At 58.6% G+C, this 13,662-nt stretch carries 16 protein-coding genes and 1 pseudogene; all 17 read right to left on the bottom strand.

What is annotated here, in order from left to right; all coding sequences use genetic code 11:
• Positions 1 to 25: 25 nt before the first annotated feature.
• Positions 26 to 943, bottom strand: a complete 918-nt coding sequence (locus ACLI1O_RS05110) for a tetratricopeptide repeat protein (RefSeq protein ID WP_239267747.1) — start codon at positions 941 to 943, stop codon at positions 26 to 28.
• On the bottom strand, positions 943 to 1,251 hold the full coding sequence (locus ACLI1O_RS05105; protein ID WP_034653892.1) for an MTH1187 family thiamine-binding protein: 309 nt from the start codon (positions 1,249 to 1,251) through the stop codon (positions 943 to 945). The genes ACLI1O_RS05110 and ACLI1O_RS05105 overlap by 1 nt, the downstream gene beginning before the upstream one ends.
• 10 nt (positions 1,252 to 1,261) lie before the next feature.
• Positions 1,262 to 1,546: a hypothetical protein gene (locus ACLI1O_RS05100; protein WP_239267748.1), complete on the bottom strand. Its 285-nt coding sequence runs from the start codon at positions 1,544 to 1,546 to the stop codon at positions 1,262 to 1,264.
• Positions 1,546 to 2,238, bottom strand: coding sequence for an endonuclease NucS (gene nucS, locus ACLI1O_RS05095; protein WP_411706999.1), 693 nt, complete (start codon positions 2,236 to 2,238; stop codon positions 1,546 to 1,548). The genes ACLI1O_RS05100 and nucS overlap by 1 nt, the downstream gene beginning before the upstream one ends.
• 21 nt (positions 2,239 to 2,259) lie before the next feature.
• Positions 2,260 to 2,739: a DUF2550 domain-containing protein gene (locus ACLI1O_RS05090; RefSeq protein WP_005280203.1), complete on the bottom strand. Its 480-nt coding sequence runs from the start codon at positions 2,737 to 2,739 to the stop codon at positions 2,260 to 2,262.
• A 183-nt stretch (positions 2,740 to 2,922) separates the two neighbouring features.
• Positions 2,923 to 3,269 (bottom strand): annotated as a pseudogene (locus ACLI1O_RS05085) (F0F1 ATP synthase subunit epsilon).
• 10 nt (positions 3,270 to 3,279) lie between these two features.
• On the bottom strand, positions 3,280 to 4,725 hold the full coding sequence (gene atpD / locus ACLI1O_RS05080) for a F0F1 ATP synthase subunit beta (protein WP_005280201.1): 1,446 nt from the start codon (positions 4,723 to 4,725) through the stop codon (positions 3,280 to 3,282).
• A 3-nt stretch (positions 4,726 to 4,728) separates the two neighbouring features.
• Entirely contained in the window at positions 4,729 to 5,718 is a 990-nt protein-coding gene (locus tag ACLI1O_RS05075) for a F0F1 ATP synthase subunit gamma (RefSeq protein WP_239267750.1), read from the bottom strand.
• A gap of 50 nt (positions 5,719 to 5,768) precedes the next feature.
• Complete coding sequence (gene atpA / locus ACLI1O_RS05070) at positions 5,769 to 7,409, bottom strand: F0F1 ATP synthase subunit alpha (RefSeq protein WP_023017789.1); 1,641 nt, start codon at positions 7,407 to 7,409, stop codon at positions 5,769 to 5,771.
• A gap of 60 nt (positions 7,410 to 7,469) precedes the next feature.
• Positions 7,470 to 8,285 carry a F0F1 ATP synthase subunit delta gene (locus ACLI1O_RS05065; RefSeq protein WP_239267752.1) on the bottom strand — a complete coding sequence of 272 codons (816 nt, stop codon included), beginning with the start codon at positions 8,283 to 8,285 and terminating at the stop codon, positions 7,470 to 7,472.
• 6 nt (positions 8,286 to 8,291) lie between these two features.
• Positions 8,292 to 8,861, bottom strand: a complete 570-nt coding sequence (locus ACLI1O_RS05060; RefSeq protein ID WP_005280197.1) for a F0F1 ATP synthase subunit B — start codon at positions 8,859 to 8,861, stop codon at positions 8,292 to 8,294.
• A gap of 43 nt (positions 8,862 to 8,904) precedes the next feature.
• A complete protein-coding gene (locus ACLI1O_RS05055) occupies positions 8,905 to 9,144 on the bottom strand; it encodes an ATP synthase F0 subunit C (RefSeq protein ID WP_005280196.1) in 240 nt (79 codons plus the stop codon).
• 104 nt (positions 9,145 to 9,248) lie between these two features.
• Positions 9,249 to 10,049 carry a F0F1 ATP synthase subunit A gene (atpB, locus tag ACLI1O_RS05050; protein WP_005280195.1) on the bottom strand — a complete coding sequence of 267 codons (801 nt, stop codon included), beginning with the start codon at positions 10,047 to 10,049 and terminating at the stop codon, positions 9,249 to 9,251.
• 445 nt (positions 10,050 to 10,494) lie between these two features.
• Complete coding sequence (locus ACLI1O_RS05045) at positions 10,495 to 10,926, bottom strand: hypothetical protein (RefSeq protein WP_239267753.1); 432 nt, start codon at positions 10,924 to 10,926, stop codon at positions 10,495 to 10,497.
• Between the two features lie 10 nt (positions 10,927 to 10,936).
• Positions 10,937 to 12,112 carry an MraY family glycosyltransferase gene (locus ACLI1O_RS05040; protein WP_411706998.1) on the bottom strand — a complete coding sequence of 392 codons (1,176 nt, stop codon included), beginning with the start codon at positions 12,110 to 12,112 and terminating at the stop codon, positions 10,937 to 10,939.
• A gap of 14 nt (positions 12,113 to 12,126) precedes the next feature.
• Positions 12,127 to 12,795, bottom strand: coding sequence for an L-threonylcarbamoyladenylate synthase (locus tag ACLI1O_RS05035; RefSeq protein WP_239267756.1), 669 nt, complete (start codon positions 12,793 to 12,795; stop codon positions 12,127 to 12,129).
• A gap of 32 nt (positions 12,796 to 12,827) precedes the next feature.
• Positions 12,828 to 13,661 carry a peptide chain release factor N(5)-glutamine methyltransferase gene (prmC, locus tag ACLI1O_RS05030; protein ID WP_239267758.1) on the bottom strand — a complete coding sequence of 278 codons (834 nt, stop codon included), beginning with the start codon at positions 13,659 to 13,661 and terminating at the stop codon, positions 12,828 to 12,830.
• Position 13,662 lies beyond the last annotated feature (1 nt).

Below are 13,662 nucleotides of genomic sequence, written 5' to 3'. Positions count from 1 at the left end.
AGTAATTGACACAGCTCCGCCGACTTTAATACAGCGCGCTTGCCAGCTTCGTGCGCGCTTCAAGAACGCGCGGGTCATTACCTGCAAAAAGGCCAAAGAGCTCAAGTAGGCGTTCCCTGAGCTGGGCCTTCTCATCGCCGGCGGTAACCTTCATGGCCTCGATGAGGCGGTCGAAGGCCTTTTCTGGGGCACCTGCGACGACTTCGGCATCGGCGGCACGCATCTGCTTGTCGATGTCCCCCTTATCCCCATCCGCAGCAGCAATCGGGTCCTCGGTTTGGTTTGCCGGATCCAACCGCTTGAGAAGCTTCGTTGTGTCCCGCGCCTGCTTAATCTGCGTATTATCCGGTTCCGCTTCCAAGATGGATTCGTAGACCTTAATCGCGCCGTCGAAATCGCCGGAGTTCAGGAAGGATTCTGCCTCTTGCAGGCGAGGGTCGTCCTCTTCTTCCTCCTCCGCTGCGGCCGGTGCGGGCTCAAGCCCCTTAAGCTGCGGTCCGACGTTTTCTACCAAGCTATCCAGCCACTGCTTAAGGGCCTCCTTCGGTTGGGCTCCCTCGAAATTGGTCAGCGGTTGGCCTGCGCCAATGGCTACCACGGTAGGCAGGTTCTTCACGCCGAAGGCCTGCGCGACCTGTGGAGTGGCGTCCGCATCCACGTAGCCTACGAGGAAGCTAAGGTTTCCCGCCGCGGCTAATTCCTGCAGGTCCTGCTTCAGCTGGTCGGACTGGGTAGAGCGCGAGGTGCCAATGAGGACGACTACTGGAACCTCGGTGGAGCGGCGCACCACCTCGGTCTCGAAATTCGCCTCGGTGACGGTAAAAAATGGCTGGACTCCGTTAGACTGTGGCTGCTCTTGCGCCTGCTGGCGGGCTTCCGCACGCGCCTTGACCTGGCTGAGATCGAGGGCACCGCCTACATAAGCATTATTCGCAGAAGTCATTAATCCTCCTTAGCTAAACGACGATTCACGGCGTCTACTTTATCTGTCAATTGATTCGTCACGCCTTCGCGGATATCGGCCTTAATAACCAATGAGGTGCGCGGTGATACCGCACGCACGGCTTCGGTGGCTTTCTTAATAGTGCCGAAAACCTCGTCCCACTCGCCTTCTACAAGGGTAAACATGGCGTTGGTTTCATTGGGCAGGCCGGATTCCCGCACCACGCGGACCGCCTCCGCCACGGCATCAGCCATCTCGCCGGAGTCATTATCCACCACTGCGGGTGCTACTGAAAATGCAACAATCATGCCCGCAAGTCTACCTTCGCTCCCAGCAATGCCGGTGCCAATGGCGGCGGTCATCGCCCTGCCTGCCGGTATCGCGCGGCCAGGCGACGATGTGGGCAACCCCAGGCGGAATATTTTGGTTACACCCCGGGCAAAGATAGAACTTCTGCGCCCGCGCGGACCCGATGTGCCGCATGATATACGGCTCCCCGTGCGTCCAGCTGGGGCCCTCGACCGTCTGCGAGCCAAAGAAGGTGGAGCCGTCCTTGGGCAGTGGCCGGAATTCCTGTGGTTTTCGCCTATTTCGCCGTGGCATTAAAACAACCGCAATTCTTTCGACTCGAGTCCGCGCAGCTCCTGGTAATCCAAAACCACGCAGCGGATGCCGCGGTCTTCGGCAAGCGTTCGGGCCTGTGGTTTGATCTCTTGCGCCGCAAAGATGCCGGATACAGGCGTGATTAATTCATCGCGGTTCAATAGCTCAAGGTAGCGGGTTAATTGTTCTACTCCGTCGATGCCACCGCGGCGCTTGACCTCCACGGCAACGTTCCGGTTATCGGCATCTTTAGCCATAATGTCTACTGGGCCAATAGCCGTGGGATACTCGCGGCGCACGAGGGTGAAATTGGAGCCCAGGGTGTCGATCTTTTCGGCCAAAAGCTCCTGTAGGTGCGCCTCCACGCCGTCCTTTACCAGGCCTGGGTCTTCGCCCATCTCGTAGGAGATATCCTCGTGGATTTCCGCAATTGTAATGCGCAATTGCTCGCCCTTCGGATTTTCAACTAGCCACAACACCTCGCCGGTGTCATTGCCATCCACGTCCTCGATGACGGATTCACTCACCGTACACGGCGGCGTCATCCAATTGAGGGGCTTATACGCGCGGTCATCGGCATGCACCGATACCGAGCCATCTGCCTTGACGATGAGCAGGCGGTCCGCCAAGGGCAGGTGGGCGTCGAGCCGTCCCACGTAATCAACTGAACAACGGGCGATTACTAAGCGCATGGGTACTACCCTAGCCTGTTGCTATTGGCGCTTGGACTGCCGGGTGGCGCGTTCCCGCAACTGCTTGTAATCAAAGCGCTGTTGCCGCTTAGACGGCGCCGCCTCTACCCAGGCCTCGAAGGCCATGATTCCGCGGGCATCGGAAGCCAGCTCATATTCCGCGTCCCCGGTGCTAAAGTGCACCACCTCGGTGGCATCAGACATAAAAGAAGCCTCGTCATCATCCAAAGAACGAGAGTTCAAAATGGTGATGTCGAGGCGGTTAAACCACAGGTTATAGCGCGGGAATACGGAGCGCAGTTTGAAGTATTCAACAACTTCTCCGGTATAGCGCAGCACGCCATGGCGCCAAGAAAAGCTATCCTTTGCCGGCATTGAGCGCAACAACACCGCGGTTCCGCGCGAGCGCAGAGTAAAAAATCGCAGGGCTGCCAGCAAGACCACCAGCAGTACCACCAACGCTAAGGCCCACAGGACCACCGAGATAACCGTTGAATTCATGGGCTCCACACGCCATCCTTGGTTAGTGAAAGAACAATTATTTGGATTGTAGCGCCTGATTCCGCCTCCGCGCCAATAAGAAAAGGCAAAGAAAACGTGAAAAAGCGCACCGGATAAATTCCAGTGCGCTTTTCTGAGAGCAGGAAGGGCGGCTATTGCTGCCCTCTCCTACCAATCCAAGGTTTATTCAGCCTTTGCTGCGCGGCGAAGTGCACGCAATGCAGCCTCACCGCGGGACTTGGTGAGCTCATGAGCCGAAGAGGAATCCTCTTCCGCCTGGGCCTCATCCACCTCATCGGACCAGATGGCCCAATCAGCGAGGACGGTAATCTTGTCCTGGCGGCAACGCGCCGCGCGCCATCAACTGGGTGGATGGTCACTACGCCATTGTCGATCAACTGACCGATCACAGGCTCGTGACCGGGAAGCACGCCGATCTCACCCTCGGTGGTCTCAGCCGTCACTATGGAGGCCTGACCAGACCACAATGAGCGCTCGACGGAAACCAATTCGGCGGTGATGTCAGCCATGTGCCTCTCCCTACTTCTCGTTCAACTTCTTGTATGCAGCTTCGACGTCGTCCAAGCCACCCAAGCCGTTGAAGGCCTGCTCTGGGTAGTGGTCAAACTCACCGTTGCAGATGCGCTCGAAGGCATCGATGGTATCCTGCAGCGGCACGTAGGAACCCTCCAGGCCGGTGAACTTCTGCGCGACGAAGAAGTTCTGGCCCAAGAAGCGCTCGATGCGGCGGGCACGCTGCACGGTCACCTTGTCTTCTTCAGACAGCTCGTCCATACCAAGGATGGCGATGATGTCCTGCAGTTCCTTGTTCTTCTGCAGAATACCGATGACGCGCTGTGCTACCTCGTAGTGCTTCTCGCCCACAATGCCTGGCTCGAGGATACGAGAGGTAGAGGTCAGCGGGTTCACTGCTGGGTAAATACCCTTGGAAGCAATGGCACGGTCCAGCTCGGTCGTCGCATCCAAGTGGGCGAAGGTCGTGGCTGGGGCCGGGTCAGTGTAGTCATCGGCAGGCACGTAAACGGCCTGCAGAGAGGTAATGGAACGACCCTTGGTGGAGGTAATGCGCTCCTGCAACACACCCATCTCATCAGCCAAGGTTGGCTGGTAACCCACGGCGGAAGGCATACGCCCCAGCAGGGTGGATACCTCGGAGCCGGCCTGGGTGAAACGGAAGATGTTGTCAATGAACAGCAGCACGTCCTGGTTTTGCACATCGCGGAAGTACTCCGCCATGGTCAGGCCGGACAGGGCCACGCGCATACGAACTCCTGGTGGCTCGTCCATCTGGCCGAAGACAAGTGCGGTATCTTGCAGAACGCCCATCTCTTCCATTTCCAGGAAGAGGTCGGTGCCCTCACGGGTGCGCTCGCCGACGCCGGCGAAGACCGACGTACCGGAGAACTCGCGGGCAATACGGGTAATCATTTCCTGAATCAGGACGGTCTTACCCACACCTGCACCACCGAAGAGGCCAATCTTGCCGCCCTTAACGTAAGGGGTCAGCAGGTCGATGACCTTAATGCCGGTCTCGAGGATCTCGGTCTTGCCCTCGAGCTGGTCGAACGCTGGTGGCTCGCGGTGGATGCCCCACTGCTCGCCATCGCGGCCGAGGCCCGGCTCGTCGAGGCAGTCACCGAGGGCGTTAAAGACGTGGCCCTTGACGACGTCGCCGACGGGAACGGAGATAGGCTCTCCGGAGTCGACTACCTCGGCGCCACGGACAAGGCCATCGGTAGGTGCCATGGACACGGTACGAACGAGGTTGTCACCGAGGTGCTGCGCGACCTCGAGGGTGACGGTCTTTGCCACAGCTTCGAGCTTAATCTCGACGTGGAGTGCGTTGTACAGGGCCGGAAGTGCCTCGCGTGGGAATTCCACGTCCACCACCGGACCGATGACGCGCACGACACGACCGGCGACTGCCGAAGACTGTGCATTCTGCTCTTGCAGAGCTGTAGTCATAATCTAGTCACTTTCTGCGCTGTCAGATAGCGCGCCAGCGCCACCGACGATCTCTGAAATTTCCTGGGTAATCTGCGCCTGACGGGCCTGGTTGGCCACGCGAGACAGGTCATTGACCATCTCGGTTGCATTGTCAGTAGCAGATTTCATAGCTGTACGGCGTGCAGCGGACTCGGAAGCCGAAGCCTCCAAGAACATAGCAAACAGGATACGCGAGACGTACTGCGGAAGCAGCGCTTCCATCAGGGTATCCGCGTCCGGTTCGAACTCGAAGTCCGCGGAAATGTTTTCCGTCGGCTCCGGATCCTCCAGTGCGGAGTCACCCATCTCGTACTCCTCGCCCTGCACTACCGGCTCAACAGGCAAAAGCTGCTGCGCACGCGCGGTTTGAGTCAACATGGACTCAAACTCGGTGTAGACCACGTGCACCTGGTCGAAGCCGGTAACACCTGCGCCTTCACCTTCCGCGTGCAAGCCCTCGCGGCCCTTGGTAGTGCCCTTCGAACCAGCAACGAAGCCATCGATCATGTGGCGACGCACATCGTGGGTGCCCTCCCAGGTTGGATCCTGAGAGAAACCATCCCAGCTGCCCGCTACCTCTTCCTCGCGGAAGTTGTAGTGGCTGATGCCCTTGCTGCCGGTGACGTAGCGAACTACCTCGTAGCCTTTGCTTTCGAGGAGGGCCTTGAGCTGGGCTGCCTTCTTGAAGACGTTGTTGTTGTAGCCACCGCACATGCCTCGATCAGAGGTGATTACGAGAATCGCGGCGACGTTGCCGTCTTCACGCTCGCGCAGCATAGGGTGCTCTAACGTCGACGCTGCAGCCAACCTGTTCATAACATTGGTCAGCTCAGTCGCGTACGGCTGAGAGGCTTCCACCCGAGCCTGCGCTTTGGTAATGCGCGAGGTAGCAATGAGCTCCTGGGCTTTAGTGATCTTCTTAGTCGAGTTCACGGACCGGATGCGGTCGCGCAATTCGCGAAGATTAGCCATCGTTTCTCCTCCCTTCTTTCATATAGACGGTTAATTGCGAGAGCTGAACTCTACTTAGCCGTCTTCCGGGAGACGTTGAGCTCGGTGCTTTTCACGTCATTTTCGTCCAAAGGATCTACAGGCTCTTCGGTGCCCAAGTTGTGGCCCTCGGAGGTGCGGAACGTAGGAGCGAACTCCTTGGCTGCAGCCTCGAGTGCTTCCTTGGACTCATCGCTCAGCGCCTTGCCGCCGGCGATCTGCTCAAAGACCTCTGGAGTATTGGCGTTGAGGTACTCGTGCACCTCGGCCTCGAAGCGGCGAACGTCTTCGACGGGAACGACGTCGAAGATGCCTGCCTCGGCGAGGTAGATGGATACCATCTGGTATTCCACCGGCTGCGGCGAGGACTCGGACTGCTTCAGCAGCTCGACCAAGCGGGAGCCGCGCTCCAGCTGTGCCTTGGAGGCAGCGTCCAGGTCGGATGCGAAGGCAGCGAATGCCTGCAGGTCGCGGTATGCAGCAAGGTCAAGACGGAGGTTACCGGCAACCTTCTTCATACCCTTGGTCTGTGCCGCACCACCAACACGGGAGACGGACACACCGACGTTAATAGCCGGGCGCACACCCTGGTTGAACAGGTCGGACTCCAAGAAGACCTGACCGTCAGTAATGGAAATGACGTTGGTCGGAATGAAGGCACTGACGTCGTTCGCCTTCGTTTCGATGATGGGCAGTGCGGTCATAGAGCCGGCACCCATGTCATCGGAAAGCTTGGCAGCGCGCTCCAGCAAACGGGAGTGCAGGTAGAAGACGTCACCTGGATAGGCCTCACGTCCCGGCGGGCGGCGCAGCAACAGCGAAATTGCGCGATAAGCCTCAGCCTGCTTGGTCAAGTCATCGTAGATGACCAGGACGTGGTTGCCCTGGTACATCCACTGCTGACCCAATGCAGCGCCGGAGAATGGTGCCAGCCACTTGTAGCCGGCGGAATCAGAAGCCGGGGCCGCCACGATGGTGGTGTAATCCAGCGCGCCATGCTCCTCAAGAGTGCGGCGCACGCTGGCGATGGTCGAGCCCTTCTGGCCGATGGCGACGTAAATACAACGGACCTGCTTGTCCTTGTCGCCGGACTCCCAGTTGGCCTTCTGGTTCAAAATGGTATCGATGGTAACCGCAGTCTTACCGGTCTTACGGTCACCAATGATCAGCTGACGCTGACCACGGCCGATCGGGGTCATCGCATCGATAGCCTTGATGCCGGTCTGCATTGGCTCTTCAACCGGCTGGCGCTGCAGCACCGAAGGTGCCTGCAACTCGAGGACGCGCTCCTCTTCGCTTTCGATTGGGCCCAAGCCGTCAATGGGCTGGCCCAGTGGGTTAATAACGCGGCCGAGGAAGTCCTCGCCCACGGGGATGGAAAGGACCTCTCCGGTCCTCTTAACCTCGTCGCCCTCCTTGAGGGACTCGTAGTTACCCAGGACCACGACACCGATGGAGTTGGTGTCAAGGTTCTGTGCGACGCCAATTACGCCGCCGGGGAACTCGAGCAGCTCATTCGCCATAACGGATGGCAGGCCAGAAACCTGCGCAATACCGTCAGCTGCCGAAATGACTACTCCGACCTCCTCACGGGAGGCCTCCGCGGAGTAGCTCGAGGTGTAGTTCGCAATCGCACTACGGATCTCGTCGGAGGAGATCGTCAGCTCCGCCATGTTCTTCCTGCTCTCGGTAGTATCTTCCAGCACTTACTTAAATCGTTTCTGTCGTTTCGGCTACACCATCTGGGCACGGAAGCGGGCAATCTTGCCTGCCGTCGAGCCGTCAATGATTTCATCGCCGACGCGGATGCGCATGCCACCGAGGAGGCTGGTGTCAACCTCAGAGTGAATGGACATCGCACGACCATAAATTTTGCCCAGCTTCTCAGCGAGTACTGCCTGCTGGCCTTCATTCAATTCACCCGCAGCGACAACGCGCGCGATGGTGCGATCCTGCAGGGCTGCTGCAGTATCGGCCAATCCGGCTACGTCATCAATCGGGTTCTGCTCTGGGCGGCTGATGGCCTGCAGCGCGAGCGCCTCAGTAAACATCGTCACCTTGCCGTAGAGCACGTTTGCCAGCAATCCGCGCTTGCGTGCGGATTCAGCAGTTCGATCGGAAAGCAGCTGGGTAAGCTCGCCCTCGCGGTCCAGAATCTGGGCCAAGCGGAAAAGCTCGTCTTCGACCTGGCCCAATTGGCCCTGCGCCTCGGCTGCGCGCAGCAATGCGCGGCGGCCCAAGGATACAAGCCCGTTGACGAAGTCCTTCGGCGAAGACCATTGGTTCGCCGCAGCTTCCTGCAGGATGCTCAGTGCACCGGCAGAAATCTTGGAGCCAAAGAGATTCTCGGCCAAGGACTTGCGTGCTTCAGCCGGGGCTGCAACGTCGATGAAGGACACGCGCAATTCGCGGTCCCCATCCAAAACGTCGGCGACCTCAAAGATATCCAGGCCCGCTTGGACTGCACTAGCGACGTTCTTATCGCCAGCGAGGATTTCATCCACACGGGATTGTGAGTTCGCGAGTGCTTCGCGGCTAGCTGCCTTCATAGTTGCCTACTTTCCGGCCGGTGCCACAGAGTCGAGCTCGGACAAAAAGCCATCGATGGTAGAGGACTTCTTGGAGGCGTCAGAAAGCTCGCCGCCCAGAATCTTTTCTGCCAAGTTGATGGAGTTCTGTCCCATTTCGGAACGCAGCTCAGTAACAACCTGCGCACGAGAAGCTTCCAACTGCTTTTCGCCATTGGCGACGATGCGGCGGGATTCCTCTTCCGCTTGGCTCTTCGCGTCAGCCTCGATCTGCTTGCCGCGCTCGCGCGCCTGCTCGCGGATCTCGGCTGCCTCTGCGCGGGCATCAGCCAGCTGAGCATTGTACTTTTCTAGAGCAGCCTTGGCCTCGGCCTGCTGGGCCTCAGCGCGCTTCATGCCGCCCTCAATCCGGTCTTCACGCTCTTCGAGCAACTTGGTGTAACGAGGAAGCACGAACTTCCAGAACAACCAGAGAATTACGATGAAGCACAGCAAAGACCAGAAAATGTCATAGTTCTTGGGCAGAAGAACGGAGAAGCTACCCGAACCTGGGTTCTCCTCGCCCTCTGCTGCAAGCATATAAACGACGTTATTCATAGGTCTCCCGTCTTAAAAGTTTCGGTTTGGAAAAATCGTACTTTTAGAACAGGAAGCCGGCAACCAGGCCGATAAGGGCCAGGGCCTCGGTGAAGGCGATACCCAGGAACATGGTGGTACGCAGCTGGCCGGCCATCTCCGGCTGGCGAGCCATAGCCTCAACGGTCTTGCCGGCAACGATGCCGATACCGATACCTGGGCCGATAGCAGCCAGGCCGTAGCCGATGGTGCCGAAGCCTTCGAACGTCGTAGCAGCATCCTGTGCCAGAATGATTTCGTTCATGGTGAAAGTCGTTCCCTTTCGTAAAAATCTTCAGTCCGAACCGGACCGAATGTCAGTGTTGTGTAATTAGGTGGATTACTCGGTCGCGCTCGTCGACCTCGTCCTTAGTGCGAATCAGCGTGCAAGGACAACTCGATGTACACCGCCGTCAACAAAGCGAAGATGTACGCCTGCAAGAAGATAACCAGAATCTCGAACAGGCTCATAGCCAAGCCCAAGACCACGGTTAGCCCAGACAGGACGGTCCAACCATTTAGCTGCCAGAAGAAGAAGTTCGTAGCAGAGAAGAGAAGAACCAGGATGATGTGTCCAGCAAGGAAGTTCGCCATGAGACGAATTGCAAGGGTAACCGGTCGCAGAATGAACGTAGAGAAGAACTCAATCGGTACCACCAAGAGGTGCAATGCCGGTGGCAAGTTCGGAATCACTACGGAGGAGCGAATGAACTTACCAAAGCCGTAACGCTTGGCGCCGGCGTAAATCATGACGATGTACGAAACGGCTGCCAACACAATTGGCATACCAATACGACCGTTGGGCGAGACGTTAAGTCCCGGAATAACGGTCGCGACGTTCATAAACAGAACCGCGAAGAAGATGCTAGCGATAATTGGCAGGAATCGCTTTCCCTCCTTCTTACCCAAAATGTCCTCGGCGATGTGGACGCGGACGAAGTCGACCGCGTTCTCGCCCACATTCTGAATGCCAGAAGGAACCAACTTAGGGTTCTTAAAGGCAGCCCAGAAAAGGATCACCACAATTAGCGTCATCAAAATGCGAATCAGCATCAGGCGATCAAGCGCGAACCATCCGTCGGCGAAGTCACCGAAAAACAGATGGTCGGCATCAATTTGCCCCGGGAAGAATTCTTCACCTAGATCGGGCGTATGGAAGTGCCCTTTCATAGCCAATGTTGTAACGCTCAGCGTTCTCTCCCGTGTTCGGGCCACACAGCCAATAGCTGGCTTCTGTGGTGCGATGGACGTCTCAAACTCTCTGCCTTGAACACGGACTCCGTCGCACATCAGCGTGAACAAGACAGGGATTTACCGTGCAGGATAAAAGCGCAACACTTAACCCCGCGGTAACCCGAAGCAAATCGTATCAGCTGGATCGACAGTTTTCGCACGTGGGGGCCCCATAAGCCACACCCGATACCGCCATATCCGTCTTTTGGCAGACAAAACCGCGCTATTCCTGCCTAATTCACAAACGTGCATTTGATCACACCCCCAAGCCAACACACCTCCTCGGGGGTGGCGGCCTGCCATTAATGCCAGCATGCAGGCATAAAAAGGCCGCCGCGCACCACCCCAGTGCGCGACGGCTAAGCCCTAATGTGGGCGCGGGTTAGGACACGTAGGTGACCCGAGAGGTAACCACGGCCCAGACTTCGGAGCCTAAGGTAACGATGAGTGCGACGACGACAGTAAGAAAAAGCGCCCAGGTGTCATAGAAATCCATGTCCCGGATAATGGCCAGCACGCCGATAAGCACGATCAGCTTGATAAGCCAGCCGCCCAATACCACCGCGATGGTGGTTGAGGGCGTCGAGTTCGCGGTAAAAAGGACCGATAAAGCGGTAAACAAGACAAAGCCGCCGCCGAGGGCAGCGCCGACGATAACGCCCCAGAGCCCGGCGACACCTTGTGCCCCGCCCCAGACGGCGAGGGAAATGATGGTAAAGATGCCGAGGGCGGTAGCCCCCTTCTTTACGGCGCGCTGCAGCGGCACGCGCGGGTCATCGAAATTAACATTTTCCGTTGTGTCACTCACGGACATTCACCCTACATCACGCGCTCGGAGAGTCATGCAATACGCAATCATCCGATGACCGGAGGCCAATCTTGCCCTGCCGCAGTGGGATCAAGGTCGCACCAAAGGCAACCAATAATGCCGTGATGGACAGGCCGATCGCTACTGGAGCCGGCACGATGGAAAAAGACACCGCACCGAAGGCCACCGCGGATACCCAGAGGTACAACACGAGCACAGTGCGCCGGTGCGTATGCCCCAACGACAACAAGCGATGGTGGATATGCGCCTTATCCGCAGAAAGTGGCGAACGGCCCTGAGACAGGCGACGAATAACCGCCCAGACAAGGTCTAGGACTGGAATAAACACCGCTGCGATCACCACGAGGATGGGTGACATAAGCGCCACCATGTCCACGGTGCCGTAGAGCGACATATTGATCTTGCCCGAGGCCGAAGTAGAAGCCGCGGCGAGCAAGAGCCCGATGAGCATGGAGCCGGAATCGCCCATAAAGATTCGCGAGGGTTCAAAGTTATGGGGCAAAAAGCCCGCACACATCCCCACCAACGCAGCGCTGATGATAGCGGGTGGATACGCCGATACCGCCCCGCCCTGGTCATGCAGAACGGTGAGCGAAAAGACCAAGATGGCGCCACCGGCGATAAGCCCAAGTCCTGCTGCGAGGCCATCGAGGCCGTCGACGAAGTTGATGGCATTGATAAGGAGCACGGTGAAAAACGCGGTAAGCAGGGTGCTTTGAATCTGGTCGAGCACTACCGTGGTCCCGCCACCGAAGGGGATGAAAAGCAACGTCCACGTCAGGCCCAGGCCACTCATGAGCGCGGCGGCAAAGAGCTGCCCAAAAAGCTTGATGAGGGCGCCGAGCTCTAGGTAGTCATCGGCAACGCCAACAAGCACGATGGCCAGCGCCGCCCACATCACCGCGCTCATTTCCGGGGTGACGGGCATGAACCCGCGAGTCAAGGCTGGAAGCTGGGCTGCGAGGAATATCGCCGCGCCGAAGCCGGTAAACATGGCGAGCCCGCCCATGCGGGGCGTGGGCTGAGAGTGGGAATCGCGCAGGCGAATTTCTGCCACCCGGCCTGTGCGGACCAAAAAGGATCGCACCACGCCGGTGGTCAGGTAGGTAAATGTCGCTGCAACGAGGATGACCAAGGCCAACTCGCGCAGCGGTACGCCAGTGCCGCTCACGCGAAATGCTCCTTCTATCCTTGGGGCCGGGTGCGCAACGAGTCAGCCGAGACGCCGAGGACCTCACCGATCTCCTCTGCGGATAATGCACCCTCCCGCAGCAGGTATGGATGGTCACCGGCGAGGTCAATGATGGTCGAGGGCTTGCCGATGTCCGTTTCTCCCCCGTCCAAATACACGGTGACGGCCTTGCCCAGTTGAGCCTTGGCCATTTGCGCGGTCGTCGGCGGTTGGTGTCCAGAAATATTGGCAGAAGAGACCGCCATCGGCCCCACCTCGCGCAAAAGCTCGATGGCAATCGGGTGAAGGGGCATCCGCAGCATGACGGTACCGCGGGTATCACCTAAGTTCCACGGCAGGGACGGGGCCTGCGGCACGACGATGGATAGTCCGCCTGGCCAAAAGGCTTCAACGAGGTCACGGGTGGAATCGGGATACGAGGCGACGAGGCCGCGAACGGTGTTCCAGGAGCCGACGAGCACGGGAACCGGCATATCCGGCCCACGCTGCTTAGTGGCAAGTAGATTGGCTACCGCGTCATTATCGAAGGCATCGCAGCCCAAACCGTACAGCGTATCGGTGGGCATGACCACGAGCCGCCCAGACTTGGCGGCCTTGGTGGCGATGCTCACGCCTTCCTCACGCTCGGTGTCATCGGCGCAATTATAAATTTTTCCTTGCATCAATTATCCCCTTCTTGCCCGACGGTGATGCCTTAGTCTACCGCGCGCTGTGCGGTAATAAAGCGCGGCGTGCCTGTTAAGTCCTTAAGCGGAGCGATATGGGAAAAGCCGCCGTGGTCACCCACCGCATCGCGCACGGCATCGCCAGTCGTATCGTCGTGTTCAATCGCCATGACCCCACCGGGCCGCAATAGCCTGGCGATGGTGGGAATCAACCCGCGGATTACTCCCATGCCGTCATCGCCGCCGAAGACGGCCACGTGCGGATCGTGATATACCTCCGGTTGCAGGTTCGGATCTTCCGGAACGTATGGCGGGTTGCTCACCACGAGATCGACCGTGCCATCCCAGTCCGCCAGAGTCTGGCTGTCGGTCGCGTCCGCCTGCACCACCTCTATCCCGGTGCCGAGAGTATTGGCGCGGGTGAACTCGAGGGCGGCATCGGAAAGCTCTACTGCCTTAACCTCCGCCTGTGGTACGTAATGCTGCAGGTAGAGCGCCAGCGCGCCCGAGCCCGAGCACAAATCCACCATGCGCGGGCCGGGGGCGTGGTGGACCGCCCAGTCCGCCATCACCTCCGTTTCCGGGCGCGGGATGAATACGCCTGGGCCCACCTTCAATTCCAAGGGCCCAAACCACGCCGTACCCAGCACGTATTGCAGCGGCTCGCGCTGTTCCCGCCTGCGCAATAGCGCCTGGAAGGCTATGTCAAAGCCGGGCATGGGCGGCTCATGCAGCGGAATATCCAAATGCCCACAGTGAATGAGGTGGGAGATGAGGATCCGCGTATCCCACTCGGGGCTTCCTACTCCAGCAACGCGAAGGCGCTGCACCCCATGGCGCAGCGCCTCACCGTACGATTTCATC

Source organism: Corynebacterium sp. LaCa78 (genome assembly GCF_046717505.1).
Taxonomy (GTDB): Bacteria; Actinomycetota; Actinomycetes; order Mycobacteriales; family Mycobacteriaceae; genus Corynebacterium.
Note: the sequence above shows the minus strand (reverse complement) of the source record. Positions and strands in the feature narration are given on the sequence as shown.

Excerpts from the sequence above, each read along its gene's own strand:
- ACLI1O_RS05110 (WP_239267747.1), bottom strand. The coding sequence starts at position 943 with ATGACTTCTGCGAATAATGCTTATGTAGGCGGTGCCCTCGATCTCAGC.
- ACLI1O_RS05105 (WP_034653892.1), bottom strand. The coding sequence starts at position 1,251 with ATGATTGTTGCATTTTCAGTAGCACCCGCAGTGGTGGATAATGACTCC.
- ACLI1O_RS05100 (WP_239267748.1), bottom strand. The coding sequence starts at position 1,546 with ATGCCACGGCGAAATAGGCGAAAACCACAGGAATTCCGGCCACTGCCC.
- nucS (WP_411706999.1), bottom strand. The coding sequence starts at position 2,238 with ATGCGCTTAGTAATCGCCCGTTGTTCAGTTGATTACGTGGGACGGCTC.
- ACLI1O_RS05090 (WP_005280203.1), bottom strand. The coding sequence starts at position 2,739 with ATGAATTCAACGGTTATCTCGGTGGTCCTGTGGGCCTTAGCGTTGGTG.
- atpD (WP_005280201.1), bottom strand. The coding sequence starts at position 4,725 with ATGACTACAGCTCTGCAAGAGCAGAATGCACAGTCTTCGGCAGTCGCC.
- ACLI1O_RS05075 (WP_239267750.1), bottom strand. The coding sequence starts at position 5,718 with ATGGCTAATCTTCGCGAATTGCGCGACCGCATCCGGTCCGTGAACTCG.
- atpA (WP_023017789.1), bottom strand. The coding sequence starts at position 7,409 with ATGGCGGAGCTGACGATCTCCTCCGACGAGATCCGTAGTGCGATTGCG.
- ACLI1O_RS05065 (WP_239267752.1), bottom strand. The coding sequence starts at position 8,285 with ATGAAGGCAGCTAGCCGCGAAGCACTCGCGAACTCACAATCCCGTGTG.
- ACLI1O_RS05060 (WP_005280197.1), bottom strand. The coding sequence starts at position 8,861 with ATGAATAACGTCGTTTATATGCTTGCAGCAGAGGGCGAGGAGAACCCA.
- ACLI1O_RS05055 (WP_005280196.1), bottom strand. The coding sequence starts at position 9,144 with ATGAACGAAATCATTCTGGCACAGGATGCTGCTACGACGTTCGAAGGC.
- atpB (WP_005280195.1), bottom strand. The coding sequence starts at position 10,049 with ATGAAAGGGCACTTCCATACGCCCGATCTAGGTGAAGAATTCTTCCCG.
- ACLI1O_RS05045 (WP_239267753.1), bottom strand. The coding sequence starts at position 10,926 with ATGTCCGTGAGTGACACAACGGAAAATGTTAATTTCGATGACCCGCGC.
- ACLI1O_RS05035 (WP_239267756.1), bottom strand. The coding sequence starts at position 12,795 with ATGCAAGGAAAAATTTATAATTGCGCCGATGACACCGAGCGTGAGGAA.
- prmC (WP_239267758.1), bottom strand. The coding sequence starts at position 13,661 with ATGAAATCGTACGGTGAGGCGCTGCGCCATGGGGTGCAGCGCCTTCGC.